We start from the raw sequence: 23,791 nt of genomic DNA, 5'->3' as shown, positions 1-23,791 counted from the left end.
TCACGCCGCGTCGGGGGCAGCCACCTCGCGCGCCCGCACCTCGCGGCCGACCGCGAATCGGTCCAGCGCCCCGGTCGCAGCGAGCGCGCGGACGATCACCCACGACAGCGCACCGGCGATCAGGATGCCCGAGACCACCGCCGAGACGAAGTACACCGCGCGTGCCTCGGCCGACAGCGCGGCGACCGACGAGAAAGACGTGTCCATGATGGCGACGGACACACCGGCGAGGAAGCCGGAGGTGAGGGCCCCGAGCAGCCGCCAGTTCGTGTAGAGCAGCAGCGCGAAGCCCAGCTCTGCACCGAGACCCTCGACCACCGCCCACACGAAGGTGAGGAACGCCCACTGCGTGCCGAGGGCCATCGAGACCACTCCCGCCACGATCTCGGTGTACAGCGCCGCGCCCGGCTTGCGGATCACGAGACCGCCGAGCACGCCGGCGAACAGCCACCCGCCCGCGAGCAGACCCGACAGCCCGGGCGTGAACGCGAGCGCCGTGTCGAGCCCCGGCCACGCGAGACCCCACAGCCAGAAGATCACCCCCGCGGCGACACCGATGACGCTGGCCACGACGATGTCGACGACGCGCCAGCGCCAGACGATACGGGACGTGTGAACACCCATGTGAACTCCTCCCTGCGCCGGCATGATCCGGATCAGGTTCGACGGTCGAAGCGTGGATCGCTTCCTCTCAGCCCGGCTCACCGGACTCCCGTGGTTGTGGCGTTGAGTATACCGCGGCGATCGACAAGGTATTTTGGGCTCGTGACCATCGAAGACGCTCCCGCGCCGGCACTCGAGGTCGCCCCCCTCCGTCGCGATCGACGTCGGGGGGACGCGGGGACCGGCCCGGTGGCGCTCGGCTGGGTCGATGACGCATCCGTCGCCCCGACCACCAGCCCCGGCATGCCCGCCGTCCAGCCCGACCTCCTCGCGAACGCGCCTCGCCGGAAGCCCTTCCGTCCCGGCACCGTCATCCCGACCGCGATCATCCTCGCGCTACTCGCGCTGTACGCCGCGACGACCCTGCTCTGGCCGCTCCACGCGGTGGCGCCGACGGTCGCCGCGATCGAAGTGCAGCCCGTCGCCGCGCCCGCTGCGGCGCTGCCCTGGCCGGCCGAGGGCAGCGCCGCCGTTGAGATCTCGGGCATCGGAACGCTCGCCTCGGCGGAGGACGCCGTGCCGATGGCGAGCATCACCAAGGTCGTCACCGCCCTTCTCGTGCTCGAGGAGATGCCGCTCGCGCAGGGGGAACAGGGACCGGATTTCGCCTTCACCTCCGCCGACCGCGCCGCCTACTGGAGCTACCTCTCCAACAACGAATCGGCATTGAACGTGCCGGTCGGCGGGACGCTGAGCGAATACCAGATGCTGCAGGGGATGCTGATGGGCTCGGCGGGGAACTACGCCGACCGGCTCGCCGGCAACCTGTGGCCGAGCGACGTCGTGTTCGCCAAGGCGGCGAACACCTGGCTCAGCGCGCACGGCGTGCCGGGCATCACCGTCGTGGAGCCGACCGGCATCGAGTACGACAACCTCGCTTCACCGTCCGCCCTGCTGAAGCTGGGTGAGAAGGCCCTGGCCAATCCCGTCATCGCCGAGATCGTCGCGACCCGTTCCGTCGACCTTCCCGGCGCCGGCATCGTCGAGAACACCAACGGGCTGCTGGCCGACCCCGGGATGCTGGGCATCAAGACCGGATCCCTCGACGGATTCAACGTCCTGTCCGCGAAGCAGATCACGATCGGAGCCACCCCGGTGCGCCTGTACGTGTCGATGCTGGATCAGCCCGATGACGAGACGCGGGTCGCGGCATCCCGGGCTCTCTACACCGCCCTCGAGCAGGAGCTGCAGCTGCGCCCTTCGGTGACCGCCGGCACGGTCGTGGGGACGGTCACCACGCGATGGGGCGAGAAGGCCGACATCGTCGTGTCGAGCGACGCCGACGTCGTCCTCTGGAACGGCGGCGTCGCCACGGCGCAGACGACGTACGCGCTGGGCGATCACCGCGACGACGGCGACACGGTGGGGTCGCTGGAAGTGGCCGGCCCCGTGGACACCGCTCAGGTCGACATCCAGCTCGCGGGCGACATCGAGCCCCCGTCGGCGTGGTGGCGTCTCACGCACCCGCTCGACCTCTTCGGCCTCAACGGCTGAACAGGGTCAGACGAACCGGACCGTCTGCTGGAGACGGGTGCGCACGTCGAACACCTCGTTGCCGCCGATCGCGCGCGCGCCGGTGATGCCGCGCCGCAGGACGGTCGACAGCGCCCCGCGACCGGCGACGACGACCGGGATGCCGCGCACCTTGCCGACCTCCTCGATGGCCATCACGACGTCATCGTCGGGGAGCACGACGATCGCGCCGCTGAAGCGCACCCCCGCCGCTCGGGCGATGACGCGCATCCGCGCGATGAGCTCGGCGATGGGGGCATCGGCGACGCCGTCGCCGATGAGCTCGCCGCGTCGCAGTCGCACGGGCGATCCGAAGTCCTCCGAGAGCACGCCGTAGAGACCGCTCGGTCCGAGCACCACATGGTCGAGCTTGTCGTCCGACGTGCCGCGCCGGCCGCTGGCGTCGACATCGTGCCAGACCGTGTAGCCCATCCCGAGGTCGGCGACGATGCGCGCCGTCTCCTCCTCGGCAAGGGCATCGGCCAGGAGTCGTCGCACCGCGTGGGGCGCGGAGCGCACCAGGGCGGGGTCGTACGGGTCGTCGATCTCCACGCCGCGCCCCACCCATTCGCGGATGAGCCCGAGGTAGCGCTCACGCCGCCACCCCCCGGGCTGCCCATGCGTGCGGGCGCGCGGGCGCGTGTCGGCGGGCGCGGGCTGGGCATGCCATCCGGACCACTGGGGCTCCGCCGCCTGCGTCCCGAATCCGTGGCCGCGGTCGTAGGCCGCGCGGGCATCGGTCGAGCCCACGAGGTCCCACGCGCGCTGCACCTGCACGAACAGCGCCGCGTCCCCGCCCGTGTCGGGGTGCGACTGACGCAGCCGCAGGCGGTAGGCCTTGCGGAGCGCGTCGTCGTCGACGTCGGGCGCGACACCGAGGATCTCGTACGCCGAAGCGGACAGTGGGCTGTCGAACACGCGCCCTCCCCTCGAATCGGCGGGTTACAGGGTATCTCCCGTTCCGGTGTGCGGCTCTCAGGTTGTGGGGCGCTCAGGGTGCACGGTGCTCGTTCCGGCGGGCGTAGGTCGCCGCGCTGCGGCTCGACAGCGCGAGCAGGATGAGGATGTCGAGCGCCAGGGAGATCAGGGTGCCGGCAAGCGTGATCTCCTGGCCCTCCGACCACCATCCGACGAAGGCCGCCGAGATCGAGACGACGGAGACGCACATGACGAGTACGCGCGCCAGGTTCTGCCCGCGCAGGATCAGCACGCTCAGCGTGAGCTGGACGAGCAGCACCACCGCCGTGACCACCACATAGATCTGCACGCCGGCGCTGAGATCGTCGGCGCTCACCCGCTCCCCTCCGGACAGCACCGACAGCCACGAGGCCCACGGGGTGCCGTCGAGCATCACGGCACCGAGGACGGCCGCGCCCGACAGCACCCTCAGCAGCACGATCACCGCGCCGGCGACGATGCTCGCGGGTCGCTTCATCGCCGGCGCGACGGGCAGGGGCTTCGCCAGGTCGGCTGCGGGCTCGTAGGCGGCGCGCTTGGACGGCTCGCTCACGACGTCACCTCCCACGCGCGCGCAGCCGGTTCCGACGCCGTCCGCACGGTGACGGCTCGCACGTCGATGATCGGCAGATCACCGTCGGTGCGGATGCTGTCGCCGCCGCCGTTGCGCGCGTGGTAGCCGGTGGAGAAGTCCGCGAGCACCTCCACCGTCACCCCCGGATCGGCCGCCGTCACGGTCTGCACGATGTGGTTGCGCTCGATGTCGGTGTCGGCGTCGATCTTGTGCGTCACCTGAAGCGTGAACAGCGAGAGCCCGACGTTCGTGTCGAACGTCCCGGCGGCGAGCCACTCGACCCGGTGTCCACCCGGCAGGAGCCATCCCTCCGGGCTCTGCCAGAACCGCACGTGGTGACGCTGAGCGGGATTGCCGTCGACCTCCTGCTGATAGGCGAAGTCCTGCTGCCGCCCGAAGAGGAACAGCGGACTGACCGGCGCCTCGTGATAGCTCCGGCGGGTGATCGTCGACGCGATGATCCGCCAGGACGAGCGGAGCGTGACCGGGTCGGCCTTCGTCCAGCCGGCGTCCACGAGCGATTGCTCGATCTGATCGGCCGACCCCATCAGTGCCAGATTGACCGGGTCGCCCAGCAGACCGTCGCTCGTGCGGGTTCGTCCGATGAAGTAGTCCGGCACGTAGATCGTCGTGAGGATGCGGTGCAGTCGCGGCAGCACGAGATACGCCAGCAGCACCCAGAACACGATCGCCGCGATGATCCCCCACCACCCCAGCACGAACGTCTCGCTGAAGCTCAGATAGGCGAGCCAGATCGCGCTGAGCCCGGCGAAGACGAAGAAGAACCAGTCCAGCGCGACGCCACGGGAGTACCGCCGCGCGGCGCGCCGATCGGAGCGGGTCGAAGCGTCCGGTCTGGGGGACATGGCGACAGCCTAGAGGCGCGTCCGCATCAGCCCCAGAGGGGGATCTTCGGCTCGTACGCGAAGGCGTCGGCCGCGGCATCCGGGGCGAGTTCCGCGATCGTCGACGGCTGCCAACGCGGGGAGCGGTCCTTGTCGACGAGCTGCGCGCGGATGCCCTCGACGAGGTCGGGGTGCGTCGTGGCGAACCACAGTACGAGACCGTACTCCTGGGCGAGATCGGCGCGGAGGTCGGGCAGGGCGCGCGCCCTGCGCACGGCCTCCAGCGTCACGGCGAGCGCGGTGGGCGCGAGCTCGCCGAGCAGGTCGGCCGTCGCGGATGCCTCGGGCTCGGCGCGCGCGCGAAGCCGCTGCACGATCTCGCCGACGGTGTCCGCCGCGAACGCGTCGTCGATCCACGCTCGCGCGCCCTCGAGACGCGAGGGAGCCGGGGTCTCGTCGAACAGCAGGACCAGCTCGGTCGGCGTCGCGGGGTCTGCGCGCGAGCTGAGCGCTTCGCGCAGGTCGGTCAGGTTCGCCGACGGCACGAGGTGGTCTGCCACCCCGGCGTAGATCGCGTCCGAGGCATCCATCGTCGATCCCGTGAGCGCGAGGTACTCGCCCACGCGACCCGGCGCGTGGGCGAGCAGCCAGGTGCCGCCGACGTCCGGGGTGAATCCGATGCGGGTCTCGGGCATGGCGAGACGGGAGCGTTCGGTGACGACGCGCACCGAGGCGTGGCCGGCGAGCCCGATCCCGCCGCCCATGGTGATGCCATCGGCGATCGCGACGATGGGCTTGGGATACTCCGCGATGCGGGCGTTCAGGGCGTACTCGGCGCGGAAGAACACCGACGTCTCCTCGGTGCGGCCCCCGGTGATCTGCTCGTAGAGGCCGCGGACGTCGCCCCCCGCGCACAGGCCGCGATCGCCGGCCCCGTCGAGCACCACGATGTCGATGTCGGGGTCGTGCTCCCACGCATCGAGGGCGGCGGCCATCAGCTCGATCATCCCGAAGTCGAGGGCGTTGATCGCGCGCGGTCGGTTGAGGGTCAGCCGGCCGACGCCCGCGTCTGTGCGGCGCAGGACGCGCGGTTCGGTCGGGTCGAGGGGGTCGCTCACCCTCGACACGTTACCGTCGCACCCTCGAGCAGCCCGGGTCGCGCCGCCGCTCGATTCCGGCTGATCGCCACTTTCCGGGACAATGGGACAAACGCCCCGCAACGAGGAGAGGTCTCAATGCCCGACGGACAGGTGCTCGAATTCTCGAACCTGACGAAACGGTTCGGGTCCGTCGCGGCCGTCGCCGGCTTCTCGGCACGGGTGGAACCCGGAATGGTGACGGGATTCCTCGGCCCCAACGGCGCGGGCAAGACCACGACCCTGCGGACGCTGCTGGGCCTGATCCGCGCTGACGAGGGCACCGCCACGATCGGCGGAAGCGCCTACCGTTCGCTGGCGCACCCCCTGCAGACGGTCGGCGCGGTGCTCGAGGCCTCCAGCTTCCACCCCGGGCGATCGGCGGCGAATCATCTCAAGGTCTACGCGCAGGCGGCCGATCTGCCGACGTCCCGCGTGGACGAGGCGCTCGGCGCGGTCGGCCTCGCCGACGCCGCGGGCCGCAAGGTCGGCGGGTTCTCGCTCGGGATGCGCCAGCGACTGGGGCTGGCCTACGCGCTGCTCGGCGACCCCGGTGTGCTGGTGCTCGACGAGCCGACCAACGGCCTGGACCCCGAGGGCATCAAATGGATCCGTGGCTTCCTCCGCGATCTCGCCCGGCAGGGGCGCACCGTGCTGATCTCGTCTCATCTGCTGTCGGAGGTGCAGCAGACCGTGGATGCCCTGCTGGTCATCGCCCGCGGGCGACTCGTCTTCCAGGGCTCGCTCGATGACCTCATCGATCCGTCGGAGTACTCCACCGTCGTCGACGCCCCCGACCGAGACGCCTTGATCGGCGCCCTCGAACGCGCGGGCCTCGCCTTCGAAGTGCTGCGCTCGGGGCTCACCGTGCGGCACGCCGACACCGTGCGTGTGGGTGAGGTCGCCGCCGGCGCCGGGATCGCGCTGTCGTCGCTGCACCGCCGCGGGCCGGCTCTCGAAGAGGTCTTCCTCGAGCTGGTCGACGGGACGCGGGTGCACGGGAGTGCCGGAACCGGGGCGAGCGCCCAGGCCGGTGCCGGAACAAGTGCCCCGCAGCCGGCTGTCGCGGCACACCAGGACGAAGCGCCGACCGACGACGAGGGGACGGGCCGATGAGCCTCGCCGGCGCGACCCGCGCAGAATCCACGAAGCAGTTCTCGACGTCGATGTGGTGGATCCTCGCCATCGTCCTGTTCGTCTACGTCGCCTTCACCGCATCCGCCCTGGGGTTCGTCCTCTCGGCCTCGGCCACCGGCGCGCTCGGCGGCGAAGGCCCCCAGGCGCCCATCGAGGGGATCTCGGCGACGCTGTACAGCACCGCCGCATCGGTCGGCTACGTGTTCCCGCTCCTGATCGGAACGCTCATGGTCACGGCCGAGTTCCGGCACAAGACCCTCACGCCGACGTTCCTCGCGACACCGCAGCGCACCACGGTCCTGTGGGCGAAGATCCTCATCGGCGTGGTGCTCGGCGTCCTGTACGCCGTCATCGGCATCGTGGCCTCGGTGGCACCCGCCGCCGGCTTCCTCGCCGGATACGGGCTCGACACCGACCTCTCCTCGAGTGACACCTGGGCGCTGCTCGGACGGATGGTCCTCGCCTTCGTCCTGTGGGTGCTCGTGGGCATCGGGGTCGGCGCCCTCGTGCGCAACCAGGTCGGCGCGATCGTCGGCGTGCTGGTGTTCACGCAGTTCATCGAGCCGATCGGCCGGGTCGCCGCATCGTTCGTCGACGGTCTGGCCGACATCACGCGGCTGCTGCCGGGCGCCGCGAGCGACGCCCTCGTGGGGGCCAGTATCTTCGGCGGAACCACCGTGTCGGGCGACGACGGCCTCTCGTGGTGGGGCGGCGGGCTCGTCCTGCTCGCCTACGCCGTCGTGCTGCTGGTGCTGGGCGCCCTGATCAGCTGGCGCCGCGACGTGGCCTGATCCGCCGCCGAGCGCAGCTCGCGTGCGACAGTCGGGATCAGACGGCGGGTGCCGGCCGTGGGGCGCGCCGTCGGCGTTTCGACACCGGCGTCGGGGCGGGCGCATCGGCGGCGATGTCCGCGACGTCGGCGGCCTCGGCGCCGGCGTCCCGTCGGAGCGCCTGCACGAGCGCGAGTCCGTGACGGGTAGACAGCACGATGCGCTGGAACTCGTCGTGACCCCGCAGGTCGATCACGACACCGGGGTTGTGGCGGCGGATGAGGGCGAAGTCCGTGCTGCCCGAGGCCTTCCAGCTGCCCATCGCGATCGTGCCGCGCACGTGCGTGCCGGGGCTGGGCACCCCGCGCAGCCACGTCCACGCGTCGTCGGTGAGCTGCACCTTCTCGATCTGCGCGCGGTCGACCATGACATTCCCCTTGCGGAATGCGAGTGTCCGCTCGATCCGCGACAGCACGACTTCGAGGTGCGCGGAGTCGAGCAGGAGGGTCACCATGCCCCCAGTCTGCCAGCGGCGCCTGCTCTCCACCTGGAGGTTTGCTTACGGACCGGCAACGATCGTGTGCGCCGTCGGCTCGACGACGGTGCAAGACTGGATCGATGACTCTCACCGATCCCGACCGCAGGGCGCCCGTGGCTGACCTGCGTCCGGTCTGGGATCGCCTCGACGCCGGTGTCCCGATCGACGGGGTCGACGCCGAGGCGCTGCTGTCCGCGACCGGCGCGGACTTCGACCGCCTGCTGCGGCGTGCCGGAGCTCTGCGCGATGCGGGGCTCGAGGCATCCGGGCGTTCCGCGGTCATCACCTACTCGCGCAAGGCGTTCCTCCCGCTCACCACCCTGTGCCGCGATCGCTGCCACTACTGCGTGTTCGTGGACACCCCCGGCCAGCTGCTCAAGCTGCACAAGCCGGCGTTCATGTCGCCCGAGCAAGTGCTGATGGTCGCGCGCCAGGCGGCCGCGATGGACTGCAAGGAGGCGCTGCTGACGCTCGGCGATCGCCCCGAGGACCGCTGGCCGGAAGCGCGCGCGTGGCTCGACGAGCACGGCTACGCCTCGACACTCGAGTACGTGGCGGCGATGGCGCGCCTCATCACCGCGGAGACCGGGATGCTGGCGCACGCGAATCCCGGCGTGATGACCTTCGACGAGCTCACGGCGATGCGGCACGTCGCTCCGTCGATGGGGATGATGCTCGAGACGACGTCGCGGCGGCTCTTCGAGGAGCCCGGCGAGGTGCACTACGGCTCACCCGACAAGGACCCCGCCCTGCGGCTGGCTGTCATCGACGACGCCGGGCGCGCCCGCGTGCCGTTCACGACGGGCATCCTCGTGGGGATCGGCGAGACGCAGCGCGACCGTGCCGAGTCGCTCGTCGCGATCCGCGACGCGCACGTGCGACACGCTGTCGTGCATGCGGGTCGCACGCAGGGCCACGTGCAGGAGGTGATCGTGCAGAACTTCCGCGCGAAGCCCCGCACGGCGATGCAGTCCGCGCCGGATGCCTCGGTCCTCGAGTACGTGGCAGCCGTCGCCGTCGCCCGGCTCGTGATGGGCCCCCTCATGCGGATCCAGGTGCCGCCCAACCTCTCGGATCCGGCCGAATTCGACCTGCTGGTGCAGGCGGGCGCCGACGACTGGGGCGGGGTGTCGCCGCTGACCGCGGACCATGTGAATCCCGAGCGCCCCTGGCCGCATCTGTCGGAGCTCGCCGAGCGCACCGCGGCGATGGGCTTCACGCTGCACGAGCGACTGACCGCGCAGCCCGAGTACGTGCAGGATGCCGCGACCTGGATCGATCCGGGTCTGCATGACGCCGTGGCCGCTCTGGCCGACCCCTCGACGGGACTCGCGCGCGACGTGCACCCGACCGGTCGCGACACCGCCGCGCGGAACTCCTCGGAAACCGTCGGCGCCCCGACGGATGCGACCGATTCGCGGGGGACGGCGGCGAATGTGAGGAGTTCTGCACGCGACTCCGGAGTCGCCGGTCTCGCGGAGGCCGCTGCCGCCGACCCGGCGGCGCTGGACGACGGCGATTGGGCCGCGCTGCTGCGCGCGACGGGAGACGATCTCGCCGCACTCACCGCGGCCGGGGACGACGTGCGCCGCTACACCGTCGGCGAGGCGGTCAGTCTGGTCGTCAACCGCAATCTCACCTCGTCGGGGTTCCGCACGGTGGGGGCGGGTCTGTCCGAGGGGACGTTCGACCTCGACGATGTGCGTGCGATCGCCGCCGACGCCGCCGAGCTGGGAGCGACCGAGATCTGCGTGCAGGGGCGGGTGGCGGCGTCCGAAGACCCCTCGGCCTACATCGACATCATCCGCGCGATCTCCGAGGCCGCGCCGCGTCTGCACGTGCACGCGTACCGGCCGCAGGACGTGCGCGATCTCGCCGATCGCACCGGCGCCGATCTGGTGGAGACGCTGCACGCGCTCCGGGATGCGGGCGTCGACACGATGCCCGGCACCGGGGTCAAGGTCCTCAGCGAGCGGGTGCGCCGACGGATCGCACCCGACGATCTGGAGATCGACCGCTGGATCGAGGGGATCATCGCCGCGCACCGCGCCGGTCTGCGATCGACGTCGGTGCTCTTCTACGGACACGTGGAGACCGCCGCGGAGCGCATCGCCCATCTGCGCCTGCTGCGGTCGATCCAGGACGAGACGCGAGGCTTCACCGAGTTCGTGCCGATCCCGCTCCCCGGGCCTGCGGGCGGCGTGCCGCTCGTTCCCGGACGCGCCCCGCTCGACGAGCACCGCGCGATGGTCGCGGTCTCGCGCCTCCTGCTGTCCGGGAGCATCCCGCACATTCAGATCCCCTGGACCCGCGTCGGCCGTAGCCAGGCCGCCGAGCTGCTGCGCGCCGGAGGCGACGACCTCGGTGGTGCGCTCCTCGACGGACGCGTGCGACCCGATGCGGGCGTCGAGCACGGACAGGAGCTGCCTGCGTCGGATGCCGCGCGCCTCGCCGCGGGCCTGTTCCGGCCGTTCCGCCTGCGGACGACCGACTACCGGGAGCCGACCCCCGACGCGGAGCACCGCCGATGACCGAACGGGTCGAGGTCGCCGTCATCGGCGCCGGGTTCGCCGGACTCGGGATGGCGATGGCCCTGCGGCGTGCCGGCCGTGACTCCTTCGTGGTGCTCGAGCGCGCGGCATCCGTCGGCGGCACCTGGCGCGACAACACGTATCCCGGTGTCGCGTGCGATGTACCCAGCCACCTGTACGGCTTCGCCGCGCACCCCAACCCCGACTGGTCGGGCGTGTATGCGCGGGGAGACGAGATCCACCGATACCTCGAGGACGTCGCCGACCGCGAGCATCTCGGCGAGCGGCTGCGCCTGCAGACCTCGCTGCGCTCGGCGCGCTGGGAGGACGGCGTCTGGCGGCTCGAGACCGGCGGCGCCGAGCCGGGAGAACTCCACGCGGACGTGCTCGTGCTCGCGTGCGGACGGCTGACCGAACCGGTGGTCCCCGAGATCGACGGGCTCGCAGGCTTCGACGGCCCGCTGTTCCACTCCTCGCGCTGGGACCACTCCGTCGACCTCGAGGGCGCCCGCGTGGCGGTCGTCGGCACCGGCGCGAGCGCGATCCAGCTGGTTCCCGAGCTCGCCCGGACCGCCGCCCACGTCACCCTCTTCCAGCGGACACCCGCCTGGATCGTCCCCCGCGGCGCACGCCCCTACTCGGAGGCGGAGCGCGCGGCATTCACCGCGTACCCGGAGGAGCTCGATCGACTGCGGGCTGAGCTGTACACCGAGGGCGAGGCCCGGTTCGCGTCGCGATCAGGCGATGCCGCGGCATCCGTCATCGCCCGGCGAACGGCCGAACAGCACCTGGCCGGTCAGATCGGCGACCCCGCACTGCGCGCCGCGCTGACTCCGGACTACGCCTTCGGGTGCAAGCGCGTGCTGCTCTCCGACGAGTTCTACCCGGCGGTCGCCTCCGATGCGGTGACACTCGAGCCCTCGGCTCTCGCGGCCGTGGAAGGATCGGCGCTCGTCGCGTCGAGCGGCGCGCGGTACGACGCCGACGTCCTCGTGCTCGCGACCGGGTTCGCCTCGACGCAGCAGCCCTACGCCGCCCTCGTGCACGGCGAGGACGGGCGGACGCTCGACCAGCACTGGGCCGAGGGGATGACGTCGTTCGGGTCGACCGTGGTGACCGGCTTCCCGAATCTGTTCGTCCTGAACGGACCCAATGCGTCGCTCGGACACAATTCGTCCGTGCTCATGGTCGAGGAGCAGGCGGCGTACACGGTGCGGGCGCTGGCTCTCCGCGGCGAGGACCGCGCCGTGCTGCGCGTGCGCCCCGAGGCCGAGGCCGCCTACTCCGCAGAGATCGCGCGTGCCGCGCGCGAGACCCCGTGGATGACCGGCGGATGCCGCAACTGGTACGTCGACGAGCGATCCGGTCGACTCACCCTGCTGTGGCCGGGCACGGTCGATGCCTTCCGTGCGCGGCTGGCGCGCGCGGACGGGTCCGAATTCGCGGCCGCCACCGTCAGCGGCACCCTGCACGACGGAACATCCACACGAACGGGAGAACAGACATGACCGTACCGCTGCGATTCGGCTACAAGGCCTCGGCCGAGCAGTTCGGACCCACCGAGCTGCTGGAGTTCGGCGTACTCGCCGAGGAGATGGGCTTCGACTCGGTGTTCGTCTCCGACCACCTGCAGCCGTGGATGCACGACGGCGGCCACGCCCCGGCGGCCGTGCCGTGGCTCGGCGCGCTCGGTGCCCGCACGTCGAAGATCATCATGGGCACATCGGTGCTGACACCGACCTTCCGCTACCATCCGGGCGTCGTCGCCCAGATGTTCGCGACGCTGGGCGTCCTCTACCCGAACCGCGTCATCCTCGGCGTCGGAACCGGTGAGGCGCTCAACGAGGTGACGCTCGGTCTCGAATGGCCGGACCCGCCCGAGCGCTTCCAGCGTCTCAAAGAGGCGATCACCCTCATCGAGAAGCTGTGGGACGACGAACGCGTCACGTTCGACGGCACGTACTACTCGGTCAAGGATGCGACGATCTACGACCGGCCGCCCGCCGACTCGAAGGTGCCGATCTACATCGGCGCCGCGGGCCCGGCGGCGACCCGTCTGGCCGGTCGCATCGCCGACGGCTTCATCACCACGAGCGGGAAGGACCCTGCGCTCTACACCGACACGCTGCTCCCCGCGCTGGCCGAAGGCCTGTCGAAGGCCGGACGCGCCGAGGGGTCGATCGACACCCTCATGGAAGTGAAGGTCTCGTACCACCCCGACCAGGAGGTCGCCCTCGAGAAGACCCGGTTCTGGGCACCGCTCGCACTGTCAGCCGACGAGAAGATGGGCGTGCACGACCCGATCGAGATGCAGCGACTGGCCGACGAACTGCCGATCGAGCGCGTCGCCAAGCGCTTCATCGTCTCGACCGATCCCGACGAGCACGTGGAGCGCATCGCCCAGTACGTCGACCTCGGTTTCCGCCATCTGGTGTTCCACGACCCCGGCCACGACCAGGAGGAGTTCCTCCGGATGTACGGCGCCGAGATCCTGCCGCGCCTGCGCGCGCGCTTCGGGGAGTGACCGGCGTCGGCTGGGCCGTCGTCATCCCCGTGAAGCCGGCCGACCGCGGCAAGTCGCGGCTGCGCGTGGACGGTCTCGACGAGATCGGCCGCATCACCCTCGCCCGCGCGATCGCCCTCGACACGATCGCGGCGGCGGCCGCATGCGCCGAGGTGGCGCAGGTGCTCGTCGTCACAGAGGACGCCTCGTTGCCCCTGCTCGCCGCCGACATCCCCGGGCTGCGGTTCGTCGCCGAGGGCGATGCTCGCGGGATCGACGAAGCGGTGGCTGCGGGTGCCGCGGCGGCGGGCGAACGGATGCCTCGCGCGGCGCTCCTCGGAGACCTCCCGGCGCTCCGGTCCGAGGACCTCGGCGCCGCGCTTGTCGCGGCCTCCGCGGTCGATCATGGTGTCGTCGCCGACGCGGAGGGCACGGGGTCGACCCTGGTGACCGCCCGTCCGGGTGCGCCGTGGACGTCCGCGTTCGGCCAGGACTCCTTCGCGCGGCACGTCGCGCTCGGGTGCGTCCCGCTGCAGGTGCCGGATGCCTCGACCCTTCGTCGCGACGTCGACACCGCCGATCAGCTCGACGAGGCGGCGCTCACCGGCCTCGGCGAGCGGACGGCCCGCGCACTCGGCGGCGCGCGGAGGGCCGTGTAGGCGATGCGGACCGTACCGTCGACTGCTTCGACCACGCCCGCATTAGGCTGAACGCGATGTTCCTTCTCCAGCACGGTGCGCGCGCATGACCGACAATCCCCTCGTCGCGGCACCGATCGACACGGCCACCCCGTTCTCGGGTGCCGGCCTGCTCGATTCGGGCACGCAGCTCGCCGCCGCCATCGACTCGGGCAGCTGGGTGGAGGGCGGTGTCGCCGCTCTCGGCGTCGCGCTCGACACGGCGGCGACCGTGATGGATCCCCTCGGCTCGCTCATCGGAGCCGGGCTCGGCTGGCTGATCGACCACTTCGAACCCTTGAAAGGCTGGTTCAACGATCTGACGGGCGACGCCGGCGAAGTGGCCGCCTTCGCGCAGACGTGGGCGAACATCCAGGCGCAGCTGCAGGCGTCCGGCGATGAGCTGACGCGGGTGCTCGCCGATGTCGATGACCTCCACGGCGAGGCGATGGACGCCTACCGCCGATTCCAGCAGGATGCGGCGGGGCACATCACCGGCGCCGCGAGCTGGGCGGGCGCGATGTCGACCGGCCTGAGCATCGCCTCGACGATCGTGCAGGTCGTGCACGATCTCGTCCGCGACGTGATCTCGCAGCTGGTCGGATCAGCGATCTCGTGGGCTGCCGAAGCCGTCTTCTCCCTCGGTCTGGCGACGCCCTGGATCGTGTCGCAGGTCACGACGCGCGTGTCGTCCCTGGCGGCGACCGTCGGTTCGAAGGTCACGACACTCATCCGATCGGTGAAGTCGCTGTCGAAGCTGCTCGACGAGCTGAAGGTGCTGCTTTCTCAGGCCGACGAGCTGTTCGCGAGCGTGCTGCGCGGTGGACCGCCGTCGGCTCCGCGGACGCCCGGGACGGACGTGGCCGTACCGCACGACGCACCGGGGCTGCCGGCATCGATCGGTCATCCGCTCTCGGACGACGAACTGCAGCTCATGATCGACAACGGGTACCACAGCTCGGTCTTCGGCGATCAGATCGCCCCGCTCTACGACCGATCGGGTGCCACATTGGGTGGGCCGAACTCCGACGTCTGGGCGATGCCCACAGAGGATGCCGCGCAGATCGGCTCGGTCGCGCAGGCGGCGCGGGAGACGGGCATGGCGCCCACCGTGCAGAACGCCCACCTCAACGGCGGCGACGTCTATGCCGTGCATTTCCCCGTGGACCCCGCCGTGCTCCGACGGCCGACCCTCGCCGATTCCGGCGGGTGGCCGCACTTCTACGAAGACCCGACCAACCTCGGCTCGACGTATGGTCACACCGCCGTCAACACCGGCAACGGGTCGTACCTTCTCAATCAGACGCGGGAGACGCTGGTGCCGGGTGGCAACGCGGTCCCGGGCGGCGCGGTGCTGACACACCTCGAGGACGGGTCGTGGGTCGTGGTGAGGCGCTACTGATGACCTTCGAACTCGGATGCCCGGTCTGCCACGAGGGCTTCTCCTCCGGCGGGGAGCCGACCTTCGTCATCGCGACGACTCCCACCGATCTGCTCTACCGCTGCCGGGTCTGCGAGACCTGGTGGGTCGGCGACAGCCACTCACTGCATCCCGTCACCGCTGCACAGGCCCACGAACGCTTCCCGGAACAGGTGTCCGCATGACCACGACCGACGTGCCCCTCCTCGACCGAGCGATCGCGAAGGCGCGCGACCGCGCGCTGACCATGCAGTCCGTGCTCTGGACGCTGGCCGCCTCGACGATCTACGTACCCAGCGGAGCCGACCCGGGGCCGGATCGCGCGGGGATGCGCCCGGTGTACTACCAGAACGGCGAGACGCGGATGCTGGCCGCCTTCACGTCGCCGGATGCGGCCTCGACGCTCGGTGAACTCGCACCGTTCGTGGTCGCCTTCTCGGGTGAGGACCTCCTGCGGACGATCCCCGCGAGCGAGGGTCTGGTCGTCAATCCCGGCGCCGCGCTCGGATTCGACATCGCGCCCGAGGGTCTCGCCGCGTTCCGGCAGGAGATCGCGTCCTGAGCGGGCCGCGCACGGATCAGACCAGCAGGTAGACCGCGCCGACGATCGTCAGGATGATCACCAGCCGCTCGAAGAGCTTCTGGTCGATACGACCGGCGAGCCACCGGCCGAGCAGCGCGCCCGCCACCACCGCGGGCACGAGTGCGAGGTCCATGAGCACCTCGGGGACGGTGATCAGGCCGAGGCCGACCGAGAACGGCACCTTCGTGAGGTTGACGAGGGCGAAGAACCACGCGGCGGTGCCGAGGAACTCCTTCACTTCGAATCGCGCCGCGAGGAAGTACATCGACATCACGGGGCCACCGGCGTTGGCGACCATCGTGGTGAAGCCGCCGAGCGTGCCGTACGTGGCCGCGGCGACCCGCTGCCGGCCGCCGATCTGCGCCTGCTCCTGCACGCGCGCCTGCACGCGGCGCCGGAACAGCGTGATCGCGATGAGCACGAGGAGGATCACGCCGATGATGCGCTTCACCCACTGATCGGGCGTGAACGCGAGGAACACGACGCCCAGCACCACACCGACCAGCACCGCGGGGGCGAGTCGCAGCAGCACCGGCCAGTTCGCGTGGCGACGATAGGTGAGGACGGCGAACACGTCGGCCACGATCAGCAGCAGCAGCAGTGCACCGGTGGACTGCCGCGCCGGCAGAAGGGCCGCGAAGATCGCCACCGACAGGATCGTCGCGCCCGGCAGTGCGGTCTTGGACACCCCGACGGTGAAGGCTGCGATCGCCAGCAGCAGCCACGCGACCGCGGTCAGCTCGGGCACGTCAGACGCCGACCGCGTCGAGCGCAGCGTCGACGATGTCGGCGGAGGCCGCGGCATCCGTCATCCACAGCGGAGTGACGATCGGCCGGATGCCCCGCCCGGCGACCTCGGGGGCCAGTGCGCCGTCCTCCTCGGCCAGGAGCCACGCGTCCAGCAGGCCGCCGTCGGCGCGCGCGCCGTAGTGCGCCGCCACGGCCGACGCGGAGGTCTCGACGCCGATCGCCGCGAGGCAGACGTCGGCCATGCCGCGGACGACCCGGCCGCCGATGATCGGTGCCACACCGACGACGGGCGCGGAGGTGGAGGCGAGCGCCGCACGCATACCCGGGACCGCGAGGATCGGACCGAGAGAGACGACGGGGTTGGAGGGACCGAGCAGCACGACGTCGGCGCCGGCGATCGCCTCGGCGACACCCGGGGCGGGTGCGGCGTCGCCGATGCCGGGGTTCTCGAACGCGGCGGGCTGGAGCGCGGCCCGGTGGCGCGTCCACCACTCCTGGAAGTGCATCCGTCTGCCGTCGCACAGTACGACGATCGTGTCGGCCTCGGTATCGGTCATGGGGAGGAGATGCACTCCGAGCGGCCATCGCCGCGACATCCGGCCGATGACCTGCGTCGGGGTCAGGCCGTCGCGCAGCCAGCCGGTGCGCGCCAGGTGCGTCCCGAGGTCGAGATCGCCCAGTGTGAACCACGGCCAGCCCGCGCCCCAGGCCTGGAGCTCATGGTTGACGCGTTCGGTGTCGCCCGCCCGTCCCCAGCCGCGCTGTGTGTCGTTCTGCCCGGCGAGGGCGTAGACGATCGAATCGACGTCGGGCTGCAGCCTCACCCCGCTCAGCCAGAGGTCGTCACCGGTGTTGACGACCACCGTGGCCTCGGGGGCGCCGCGCCGGGCGAGGGCCGCGCGCACACCGAGCGTGAACTTGGCCCCGCCGACCCCGCCGGCGAGGACGACGACGCGCGGCGAAGAACTCATCCCTCCAGCCTAGGCCGGGCCGACGGGCGCTGCGGTCCGTCGGGAGGGCACTCCCGGGACGGTCAGGGAGCGACGGCAGCCGCTGCGGCGCGAGCCGCGGCGGGAAGCGCGTCCAGCACCCGAGACAGGGCCCGCTCGTCGTGCGCGGCCGTCAGGAACCACGCCTCGAACACGCTCGGCGGCAACGAGACCCCCGCGTCGAGCATCGCGTGGAAGAACGGCGGATACCGCCACGACTCCTGCGTCAGGGCCTCAGCGTACGTGCGCGGCGATGACGGCAGGAACGCCAGCCCGAACAGCGAGCCGGCACGGGGGACCGAATGCACGACGCCCGCCGCCGACAGCGCGTCCGACAGTGCGGAGGCGACGACGGATGCCGCGGCATCCACTTTCGCGTACACCTCGGGCGTCGCGAGCCGGAGAGTGGCCAGACCGGCCGCGACCGAGAGCGGATTGCCCGACAGCGTGCCGGCCTGATAGACCGGCCCCACCGGGGCGAGGAAGTCCATGACGTCGCCGCGACCACCGAGGGCTGCCAGCGGCATTCCGCCGCCGACGACCTTGCCGAACGTGAACAGGTCGGGGGTGTAGCGCTCCCCCGCCTCGTGCTGGAGGCCCCAGTAGCCGGCCGGGTGCACGCGGAACCCCGTGAGCACCTCATCACTGATCAGGAGGGCACCGTGCTCGTGCGCGATGTCGGCGAGCGCGGCGTTGAAGCCGGGGAGCGGCGCCACGACACCCATGTTCGCGGCGGCGGCCTCGGTGATGACCGCGGCGATGCGGTCGCCGTGCACCGCGAAGACCTCACGGACGGCGTCGAGGTCGTTGTACCCGATGACCAGCGTCTGAGCGGCGACCGGTGCGGGCACACCCGCGGAGTCGGGCAGCGCGAGCGTCGCGACGCCCGAGCCGGCGGCCGCCAGCAGGCCGTCGGAGTGTCCGTGGTAGTGCCCGGCGAATTTGACCAGCAGGTCGCGGCCGGTGAAGCCGCGTGCGAGGCGGATCGCGGTCATCGTCGCCTCCGTGCCGGTCGACACCAGCCGGACGCGTTCGATCGGCCGCGCTTCGCCCACGGCCACCCGGCCGGCGATGAGCTCGGCCAGCTGCACTTCACCCTCGGTCGGGGCGCCGAAGGACAGGCCGCGGGATGCCGCGTCCTGCACGGCCGCGACGATCTCGGGGCGCGCGTGCCCGAGCAGCGCAGGGCCCCATGAGGCGACGAGGTCGACGTACTCCCGGCCCGCGACATCGGTCACGTACGGTCCGCGCGCGGAGGCGAGGAACCGCGGCGACCCGCCCACCGACCCGTAGGCGCGCACGGGCGAGTTGACGCCGCCGGGGATCACCCCGCGCGCTTCGGCGAACAGTTCGTCGTTGCGATCGGTCACGTGGCTCGGCTCCTTCGATGTTCGGGATTCAGTCTGCGCCTCTGCCCACCGCGGCAGAAGATCGGCATCGTCCGCGTCTGCTACTCGCGCAGCCAGCCGGCGGCCTCGACCGCCCAGTAGCTCAGCACGGCGTCGGCACCGGCACGGCGGATCGCCAGAAGCGACTCGAGGATCGCGCCGCGGCGATCGATCCATCCGTTCGCCGCAGCCGCTTCCACCATCGCGAACTCTCCCGACACCTGGTAGGCCCAGACCGGGACGTCGACGGCGGCGCGCACATCGGCCAGCACATCGAGGTACGGCAGCGCCGGCTTGACCATGACGACGTCGGCGCCCTCCTCGACATCGAGGAGCGCCTCGCGGAGACCTTCGCGCGCGTTGCCGGGGTCGAGCTGATACGTGCGGCGATCGCCCTGGAGCTGGGAGTCGACGGCTTCGCGGAAGGGGCCGTAGAACGCCCCCGCGTATTTCGCCGAGTAGGCCAGGATCATCGTGTCGCTGAAGCCTTCGGCATCGAGCGCCGCCCGCACGTGCCCGGTCTGGCCGTCCATCATGCCGGAGAGCCCGAGCATCGCCGAGCCCGCCCTGGCCTGCGCGAGCGCCATCGCCGCATAGCGCTCGAGGGTCGCGTCGTTGTCGACCGCGCCGCCGGCCGTGAGCACGCCGCAGTGACCGTGATCGGTGAACTCGTCGAGGCAGAGGTCGGTCTGCACCACGAGCGCGTCGCCGATCTCGTCGGCCACGGCCCGCGTCGCGATGTTCAGGATGCCGCGGGGATCGTCCGCCCCCGATCCACGGGCGTCGCGCACGGTGGGCACGCCGAACAGCATGACCCCGCCGATTCCGGCGGCCGCGGCATCCGTCACCGCAGCCTTGAGCGAGTCGACCGTGTGCTGCACGACGCCGGGCATCGACGAGATCGGCGCCGGATCGGGTATCCCCTCGCGGACGAACAGGGGCAGGACGAGCTGGGCGGGGGCGATGCGCGTCTCACGCATGAGCGCGCGCAGCGCGGGGGTCTGCCGCAGCCGACGCGGCCGGTGGACGGGGAAGCTCACCGGGAGAACTCGTCGGACGCGTGGGGCAGCGCGAAGTGCGACACGGCTTCGATGAGCGAGTCGACGGTCTGGCGGTCGGCCACCACATCGACCGGCAGACCCGCGCGCTTGGCGTCTTTCGCGGTGCGCGGGCCGATGGCCGCGATCACGGTCGACTCGGGGATCTCGGGGAACTGCTCCTGCACCTGCTCCGCGACCGATCCGCTCGTCACGAGGATCGCGTTGATGCGGCCGCTGCGCACGTCCTCGGCGATCTTGTCGGTGACCGGCACCCCGACGGTCCGGTACGCCACGACGCTGCGCACGCGGTGCCCCGCCTCGATCAGCATGCGCGTGAGCACCGGCTTGGCGATCTCGCTGCGGAGCGTCAGGATGTCGCGCGGCTCGGGCTCGATGGCGATGAGCTGTTCCGCCATGCCCGCCGCGGAGTTGTCCTGCTCGGGGATCAGATCGACCCGGTAGCCCATCGACTGCAGGGCGGCGGCCGTGGTCTCGCCGACCGCCGCGAGCCGCGTGTGCGGGGGGACGGTCGCCCGGTAGGCGTACAGGACGTCTGCGGTCGTGGCGCTCGTGACGGTGAGCCACTGGAACGCCCCGGCCGCGAGATCGGCCAGCGCCTCGTCGAGGGCGGCCTGGTCGTTCGTGGGGGCGAAGTTGATGAGAGGGGCGACCACCGGGGTGGCGCCCCGGGATCGGAGGGTGGCGGCGACGCTGTCGCCCCATGGACCGCCGCGCGGCACAAGCACCCGCCAGCCGGCGAGCGGCTTGGGTGTCGTGGCGATAGGGGAAGTGTTCATTGGGTCGACTCTCGTGTTACCACGTCGGCCGCCCCGCGTTCGAGCAGCCGACGAGCGACTTCAGACCCGGCGCGCGCAGCACGAGCGATCGGGTTCGCGTCGTCGGCAGCATCCGCACCATTGCCGCTGCCCTTGTCTCGAGCATACCCCGGCGTCAATCGGATCGTTCGGTCCAGCGCGATGCGGTGCGAACCGTCGAGTTCGTAGACGACGGCACGGATGCGCAGGTCGCCGTCGGCGATGTCGGCGTAGACCCCGACCGGCGCGTGGCATCCGGCCTCGAGCGTCGCGAGGACCGCCCGTTCGGCGGTGACCGCGATGCGCGTGGCGTCGTCCTCCAGCAGCGCGATCGCGGCGCGGAGGTCGGCCTCCGCGTCCTCGCGCGTCTCGATCGCGAGCGCGCCCTGGCCAGGGGCCGTCGGCCACTCCGTCAGGCCCAGCGCCTCGCGCTGCAGTCCGCCGTCATCGGGGTCGAGACGGGCCAGGCCCGCCGCCGCCAGCACCACCGCGTCGAGCTCACCGTCGCGCACGCGCCCCAGGCGGGAATCCACGTTGCCGCGCAGGTCGCGCACGTCCACGCGCGGGTTCCGTCGCCGCACCTGCGCCACACGGCGCGGAGAGCCGGTTCCCACCGTCGCGCCCGACGAGAGCGACTGCAGCGGCGTGCCGTTCTTCGTCACGACGACGTCGCGAGCGTCGGCGCGCACCGGGGTCGCGGCGATCACCAGACCCTCGGGCTGTGCGGTCGGCAGGTCTTTGAGCGAGTGCACGAGCAGATCGCACTCCCCCGCCAGCAGTGCTTCGCGGAGTCGAGTGGCGAACACCCCGGTGCCACCCAGCGACGCGAGCGAGGCACGGGTGACGTCACCCTCCGAGACGATCGGGACCAGGTGCACCGGACGACCGGATGCCGCGGCCAGCGCGTCGGCCACCTGCTGCGACTGCGCCAGGGCGAGGGCGCTGCGCCGGGTGCCGAGCCGGAGCGCGACGCCGGTCATGAGCGCACCGCGCGGGGCGCGTCCGTCCCTGGACGGGGTGCCGCGGCGAGGGATGCGGTGACCCCCGCGTCGATCACTGCAGCACCTCGGCGACCTCGCGGAGCTCCAGGCGGCGGCCGGTGTAGAACGGGACCTCTTCGCGCACATGACGACGCGCGTCGGTGTAGCGCAGGTCGCGCATCATGTCGACGAGGTCGGTGAGGTCCTCGGACTCGAGCGGAAGGATCCATTCGTAGTCGCCGAGCGCGAAACTCGCGACGGTGTTGGCCGTCACCCCGGTGAAGGCCGCACCCTGACGCCCGTGCTCGGCGAGCATGCGGCGACGCTCCTCCTCGGGAAGGAGGTACCACTCGTAGCTGCGCACGAACGGGTACACGCACAGCCACGTCTTGGGTGCGATGCCGCGCAGGAAACCCGGCACGTGGGAGCGGTTGAACTCCGCGTCGCGGTGGACGCCCATCGCGTTCCAGACCGGCAGGAGATGCCGCAGGAGCTCGGTGCGGCGCAGACGCCGGAGGTCGCGCTGCAGATCGTCGGCGTTCGCGCCGTACAGCCAGACCATGAGGTCGGCGTCGGCGCGAAGGCCGCTGACGTCGTAGAACCCGCGTACCGTGACGCCGCTGTCCTCGATCAGCCGGACGATGTCGGCGAGTTCGGTCTCGTCGGATTCGGCGACTGCCCGGGCGGGGTCTCTGCGGAACACCGCCCACAGCGTGTAAGCGGTCGAGGTCATCTCTGCGTCGGAAGCCATGACTACAGTCTCCCCCGCCACGTCGGGCGCGGCTCGCACGCCGTCCTCGGACGACGTGGATTCGTGGATGGACTCGGATTCAGCGCGTGTACGCGCGCACGAGGGCCCAGACGATCGTGCCGACCGCTGCGGCACCGGCGACGACGATCGCGGCCGTGGCCGTGGGGTTCTTGCGGGAGAAGTCGCGGGCCTGGCCGATGCGCAGGTCGGCGACGTCGGCGACGCGCTGCGGGACGTTCGCCTTGACCTCGATCGCGGCCAGCGCCGCCTTCAGCTCGGCACGCGCCTGCTCGACGGGATCTGCGATCCCCAGCGCGACGGCCGTGCGCGGCACGGGCACCGGGGCGTTAGACGAGCTCATTGCGCACCTCTCTGATGTCTTCGCTGATGGATTCGACCGGGTTCTTGTCCTTGCCCACCTTGCGGAACCGCAGAAGGCCGAGCAGGGCGAGCACCGCCACGACGAGGATCATGACACCGAAGACCACGACCGCCGACAGCCACACCGGCCACCACGATGAGAGCCCGGCGATGATGAACGCCAGCAGCACCGGGATCGACCAGAACAGCACGAACAAGGCGCCGACGAACCACCCGGCACCGATCCCGGCGTCCTTCGCGGTGCGCTTGAGCCACCCTTTCGCCCCGTCGATCTCGGCGACGATCAGGTTGCGGACCAGCTCGGGGATCTCCCCGACCAGGGTCAGCAGGCTGTCGTCGGCGCGATCGCGGAATCCACGAGGCGTCGTCATGTCACTTCCCGTTTCGCCCGGCGGCGTCGGCGATGTCGTCGATGGCGTGGTCCGCGGCATCCTTCACCGCTCCTGCCGACGTGTCGGCGGCCTTCGAGACGCGGTTGACCGAGCTCTTGCCCGTGCGGATCGCCGCATCGAGCTTCTCACCGGCTGTGTCCTTGCCCTTGACGGCGTTGGTCACCTTGACGGCGCTGTCCCAGATCGTGCTCGGGAGGGCCATGACGCTCGACTTCGCGAAGTCCGTCGCCTTGCCGACCTGCTTCTGGACGGGCTCGAGGTTCCAGACCTTCTCCGCCTGGGTCTTGATCTGCTCGTACCGCTCACGACCGGCCCGGGTGCCGAGCACGTAGCCCACACCGATACCGACGACGAGTCCTAGTTTGCCCCTCATGGGGTCTCCTCACGCTGGATGACACTGCTGGTCTGCTCCCCAGGGTAGCCCTGTATGCCGAATCGGGCATCCGCGCTTGACAACCG

The 23,791-nt window shown here is 71.2% G+C and carries 26 protein-coding genes and 1 riboswitch; of the genes, 10 read left to right on the top strand and 16 right to left on the bottom strand.

The features are described 5' to 3' along the window. Entirely contained in the window at positions 1-624 is a 624-nt protein-coding gene (locus tag ACFM35_RS14550) for an ECF transporter S component (protein ID WP_378843310.1), read from the bottom strand. Beyond that, positions 617-726: riboswitch (TPP riboswitch) on the bottom strand. (Overlaps the previous gene by 8 nt.) A gap of 39 nt (positions 727-765) precedes the next feature. Between ACFM35_RS14550 and ACFM35_RS14545 the strand changes: the two genes are divergently transcribed. Beyond that, positions 766-2,157, top strand: coding sequence for a D-alanyl-D-alanine carboxypeptidase family protein (locus ACFM35_RS14545; RefSeq protein ID WP_378843308.1), 1,392 nt, complete (start codon positions 766-768; stop codon positions 2,155-2,157). 6 nt (positions 2,158-2,163) lie between these two features. Here the strand turns inward: ACFM35_RS14545 and ACFM35_RS14540 are convergent, their stop codons facing one another. The 4 genes from ACFM35_RS14540 to ACFM35_RS14525 all read right to left on the bottom strand — a co-directional run bounded on the left by ACFM35_RS14540 (position 2,164) and on the right by ACFM35_RS14525 (position 5,669). Beyond that, a complete protein-coding gene (locus ACFM35_RS14540; protein WP_378843306.1) occupies positions 2,164-3,093 on the bottom strand; it encodes a DnaJ domain-containing protein in 930 nt (309 codons plus the stop codon). 73 nt (positions 3,094-3,166) lie between these two features. Then, on the bottom strand, positions 3,167-3,685 hold the full coding sequence (locus ACFM35_RS14535) for a hypothetical protein (protein ID WP_378843304.1): 519 nt from the start codon (positions 3,683-3,685) through the stop codon (positions 3,167-3,169). Further along, the gene (locus ACFM35_RS14530) at positions 3,682-4,572 is read right to left on the bottom strand and encodes an LssY C-terminal domain-containing protein (protein WP_378843302.1); all 891 of its coding nucleotides are present in this window, start codon (positions 4,570-4,572) and stop codon (positions 3,682-3,684) included. The genes ACFM35_RS14535 and ACFM35_RS14530 overlap by 4 nt, the downstream gene beginning before the upstream one ends. Before the next feature lie 26 nt (positions 4,573-4,598). After that, positions 4,599-5,669 (bottom strand): enoyl-CoA hydratase/isomerase family protein, encoded by a 1,071-nt coding sequence (locus ACFM35_RS14525; RefSeq protein ID WP_378843300.1) that lies wholly within the window; start codon positions 5,667-5,669, stop codon positions 4,599-4,601. Between the two features lie 117 nt (positions 5,670-5,786). Here ACFM35_RS14525 and ACFM35_RS14520 point away from each other — a divergent pair, with 117 nt between their 5' ends. Together ACFM35_RS14520 and ACFM35_RS14515 are read left to right on the top strand one after the other, a co-directional pair. Next, positions 5,787-6,803: an ATP-binding cassette domain-containing protein gene (locus ACFM35_RS14520; RefSeq protein ID WP_378843298.1), complete on the top strand. Its 1,017-nt coding sequence runs from the start codon at positions 5,787-5,789 to the stop codon at positions 6,801-6,803. Next, positions 6,800-7,615: an ABC-2 transporter permease gene (locus ACFM35_RS14515; RefSeq protein ID WP_378843296.1), complete on the top strand. Its 816-nt coding sequence runs from the start codon at positions 6,800-6,802 to the stop codon at positions 7,613-7,615. The genes ACFM35_RS14520 and ACFM35_RS14515 overlap by 4 nt, the downstream gene beginning before the upstream one ends. Before the next feature lie 37 nt (positions 7,616-7,652). Here the strand turns inward: ACFM35_RS14515 and ACFM35_RS14510 are convergent, their stop codons facing one another. Beyond that, the gene (locus ACFM35_RS14510; protein WP_378843294.1) at positions 7,653-8,108 is read right to left on the bottom strand and encodes a hypothetical protein; all 456 of its coding nucleotides are present in this window, start codon (positions 8,106-8,108) and stop codon (positions 7,653-7,655) included. A 104-nt stretch (positions 8,109-8,212) separates the two neighbouring features. Here ACFM35_RS14510 and cofG point away from each other — a divergent pair, with 104 nt between their 5' ends. The 7 genes from cofG (at position 8,213) to ACFM35_RS14475 (ending at position 15,825) form a co-directional block, all read left to right on the top strand. Further along, positions 8,213-10,663 (top strand): 7,8-didemethyl-8-hydroxy-5-deazariboflavin synthase CofG, encoded by a 2,451-nt coding sequence (gene cofG / locus ACFM35_RS14505; protein WP_378843292.1) that lies wholly within the window; start codon positions 8,213-8,215, stop codon positions 10,661-10,663. Continuing rightward, positions 10,660-12,171: a flavin-containing monooxygenase gene (locus ACFM35_RS14500; RefSeq protein ID WP_378843290.1), complete on the top strand. Its 1,512-nt coding sequence runs from the start codon at positions 10,660-10,662 to the stop codon at positions 12,169-12,171. Before cofG ends, ACFM35_RS14500 begins: the two co-directional genes overlap by 4 nt. Next, positions 12,168-13,187, top strand: coding sequence for a glucose-6-phosphate dehydrogenase (coenzyme-F420) (fgd, locus tag ACFM35_RS14495; protein ID WP_378843289.1), 1,020 nt, complete (start codon positions 12,168-12,170; stop codon positions 13,185-13,187). Before ACFM35_RS14500 ends, fgd begins: the two co-directional genes overlap by 4 nt. Further along, positions 13,184-13,825 (top strand): 2-phospho-L-lactate guanylyltransferase, encoded by a 642-nt coding sequence (gene cofC / locus ACFM35_RS14490; RefSeq protein ID WP_378843287.1) that lies wholly within the window; start codon positions 13,184-13,186, stop codon positions 13,823-13,825. Before fgd ends, cofC begins: the two co-directional genes overlap by 4 nt. A gap of 85 nt (positions 13,826-13,910) precedes the next feature. Continuing rightward, positions 13,911-15,245 carry a hypothetical protein gene (locus tag ACFM35_RS14485; RefSeq protein ID WP_378843285.1) on the top strand — a complete coding sequence of 445 codons (1,335 nt, stop codon included), beginning with the start codon at positions 13,911-13,913 and terminating at the stop codon, positions 15,243-15,245. Further along, positions 15,245-15,448, top strand: a complete 204-nt coding sequence (locus tag ACFM35_RS14480; protein WP_378843283.1) for a hypothetical protein — start codon at positions 15,245-15,247, stop codon at positions 15,446-15,448. The genes ACFM35_RS14485 and ACFM35_RS14480 overlap by 1 nt, the downstream gene beginning before the upstream one ends. Continuing rightward, complete coding sequence (locus tag ACFM35_RS14475) at positions 15,445-15,825, top strand: SseB family protein (RefSeq protein ID WP_378843281.1); 381 nt, start codon at positions 15,445-15,447, stop codon at positions 15,823-15,825. Before ACFM35_RS14480 ends, ACFM35_RS14475 begins: the two co-directional genes overlap by 4 nt. A 16-nt stretch (positions 15,826-15,841) precedes the next feature. Here ACFM35_RS14475 and ACFM35_RS14470 read toward each other — a convergent pair whose 3' ends face one another. The 10 genes from ACFM35_RS14470 to ACFM35_RS14425 form a co-directional block, all read right to left on the bottom strand. After that, a complete protein-coding gene (locus ACFM35_RS14470) occupies positions 15,842-16,594 on the bottom strand; it encodes a sulfite exporter TauE/SafE family protein (protein WP_378843279.1) in 753 nt (250 codons plus the stop codon). Position 16,595: 1 nt separating this feature from the next. Further along, complete coding sequence (gene cofD, locus ACFM35_RS14465) at positions 16,596-17,567, bottom strand: 2-phospho-L-lactate transferase (protein WP_378843277.1); 972 nt, start codon at positions 17,565-17,567, stop codon at positions 16,596-16,598. Positions 17,568-17,629: 62 nt separating this feature from the next. Then, positions 17,630-18,955, bottom strand: a complete 1,326-nt coding sequence (gene hemL / locus ACFM35_RS14460; protein ID WP_378843275.1) for a glutamate-1-semialdehyde 2,1-aminomutase — start codon at positions 18,953-18,955, stop codon at positions 17,630-17,632. An 80-nt stretch (positions 18,956-19,035) separates the two neighbouring features. Beyond that, complete coding sequence (hemB, locus tag ACFM35_RS14455; RefSeq protein ID WP_378843273.1) at positions 19,036-20,013, bottom strand: porphobilinogen synthase; 978 nt, start codon at positions 20,011-20,013, stop codon at positions 19,036-19,038. Beyond that, positions 20,010-20,810 carry a uroporphyrinogen-III synthase gene (locus tag ACFM35_RS14450; RefSeq protein ID WP_378843271.1) on the bottom strand — a complete coding sequence of 267 codons (801 nt, stop codon included), beginning with the start codon at positions 20,808-20,810 and terminating at the stop codon, positions 20,010-20,012. Before ACFM35_RS14450 ends, hemB begins: the two co-directional genes overlap by 4 nt. After that, complete coding sequence (gene hemC / locus ACFM35_RS14445) at positions 20,807-21,808, bottom strand: hydroxymethylbilane synthase (protein ID WP_378843269.1); 1,002 nt, start codon at positions 21,806-21,808, stop codon at positions 20,807-20,809. The genes ACFM35_RS14450 and hemC overlap by 4 nt, the downstream gene beginning before the upstream one ends. 73 nt (positions 21,809-21,881) lie before the next feature. Next, positions 21,882-22,559 carry a hydrogen peroxide-dependent heme synthase gene (gene hemQ / locus ACFM35_RS14440; protein ID WP_378843267.1) on the bottom strand — a complete coding sequence of 226 codons (678 nt, stop codon included), beginning with the start codon at positions 22,557-22,559 and terminating at the stop codon, positions 21,882-21,884. 79 nt (positions 22,560-22,638) lie between these two features. Next, positions 22,639-22,920 carry a hypothetical protein gene (locus ACFM35_RS14435; RefSeq protein WP_378843265.1) on the bottom strand — a complete coding sequence of 94 codons (282 nt, stop codon included), beginning with the start codon at positions 22,918-22,920 and terminating at the stop codon, positions 22,639-22,641. Continuing rightward, the gene (locus ACFM35_RS14430) at positions 22,907-23,311 is read right to left on the bottom strand and encodes a phage holin family protein (RefSeq protein WP_378843263.1); all 405 of its coding nucleotides are present in this window, start codon (positions 23,309-23,311) and stop codon (positions 22,907-22,909) included. The genes ACFM35_RS14435 and ACFM35_RS14430 overlap by 14 nt, the downstream gene beginning before the upstream one ends. A gap of 1 nt (position 23,312) precedes the next feature. After that, positions 23,313-23,705, bottom strand: a complete 393-nt coding sequence (locus tag ACFM35_RS14425; RefSeq protein WP_378843261.1) for a hypothetical protein — start codon at positions 23,703-23,705, stop codon at positions 23,313-23,315. Between the last annotated feature and the right edge of the window lie 86 nt (positions 23,706-23,791).

The sequence above is a fragment of the Microbacterium songi genome, from assembly GCF_042747925.1.
Lineage (GTDB): Bacteria > Actinomycetota > Actinomycetes > Actinomycetales > Microbacteriaceae > Microbacterium.
This window is presented reverse-complemented; position numbering and strand designations above follow the sequence as displayed.

What these genes read in the sequence shown, in the direction of transcription:
- cofG (WP_378843292.1), top strand. Translation starts at nt 8,213, where the DNA reads ATGACTCTCACCGATCCCGACCGCAGGGCGCCCGTGGCTGACCTGCGT.
- ACFM35_RS14530 (WP_378843302.1), bottom strand. Translation starts at nt 4,572, where the DNA reads ATGTCCCCCAGACCGGACGCTTCGACCCGCTCCGATCGGCGCGCCGCG.
- ACFM35_RS14520 (WP_378843298.1), top strand. Translation starts at nt 5,787, where the DNA reads ATGCCCGACGGACAGGTGCTCGAATTCTCGAACCTGACGAAACGGTTC.
- ACFM35_RS14515 (WP_378843296.1), top strand. Translation starts at nt 6,800, where the DNA reads ATGAGCCTCGCCGGCGCGACCCGCGCAGAATCCACGAAGCAGTTCTCG.
- ACFM35_RS14485 (WP_378843285.1), top strand. Translation starts at nt 13,911, where the DNA reads ATGACCGACAATCCCCTCGTCGCGGCACCGATCGACACGGCCACCCCG.
- ACFM35_RS14510 (WP_378843294.1), bottom strand. Translation starts at nt 8,108, where the DNA reads ATGGTGACCCTCCTGCTCGACTCCGCGCACCTCGAAGTCGTGCTGTCG.
- ACFM35_RS14500 (WP_378843290.1), top strand. Translation starts at nt 10,660, where the DNA reads ATGACCGAACGGGTCGAGGTCGCCGTCATCGGCGCCGGGTTCGCCGGA.
- ACFM35_RS14430 (WP_378843263.1), bottom strand. Translation starts at nt 23,311, where the DNA reads ATGACGACGCCTCGTGGATTCCGCGATCGCGCCGACGACAGCCTGCTG.
- ACFM35_RS14435 (WP_378843265.1), bottom strand. Translation starts at nt 22,920, where the DNA reads ATGAGCTCGTCTAACGCCCCGGTGCCCGTGCCGCGCACGGCCGTCGCG.
- ACFM35_RS14480 (WP_378843283.1), top strand. Translation starts at nt 15,245, where the DNA reads ATGACCTTCGAACTCGGATGCCCGGTCTGCCACGAGGGCTTCTCCTCC.
- fgd (WP_378843289.1), top strand. Translation starts at nt 12,168, where the DNA reads ATGACCGTACCGCTGCGATTCGGCTACAAGGCCTCGGCCGAGCAGTTC.
- ACFM35_RS14425 (WP_378843261.1), bottom strand. Translation starts at nt 23,705, where the DNA reads ATGAGGGGCAAACTAGGACTCGTCGTCGGTATCGGTGTGGGCTACGTG.
- cofD (WP_378843277.1), bottom strand. Translation starts at nt 17,567, where the DNA reads ATGAGTTCTTCGCCGCGCGTCGTCGTCCTCGCCGGCGGGGTCGGCGGG.
- ACFM35_RS14475 (WP_378843281.1), top strand. Translation starts at nt 15,445, where the DNA reads ATGACCACGACCGACGTGCCCCTCCTCGACCGAGCGATCGCGAAGGCG.
- hemQ (WP_378843267.1), bottom strand. Translation starts at nt 22,559, where the DNA reads ATGGCTTCCGACGCAGAGATGACCTCGACCGCTTACACGCTGTGGGCG.
- ACFM35_RS14450 (WP_378843271.1), bottom strand. Translation starts at nt 20,810, where the DNA reads ATGAACACTTCCCCTATCGCCACGACACCCAAGCCGCTCGCCGGCTGG.
- hemC (WP_378843269.1), bottom strand. Translation starts at nt 21,808, where the DNA reads ATGACCGGCGTCGCGCTCCGGCTCGGCACCCGGCGCAGCGCCCTCGCC.
- ACFM35_RS14550 (WP_378843310.1), bottom strand. Translation starts at nt 624, where the DNA reads ATGGGTGTTCACACGTCCCGTATCGTCTGGCGCTGGCGCGTCGTCGAC.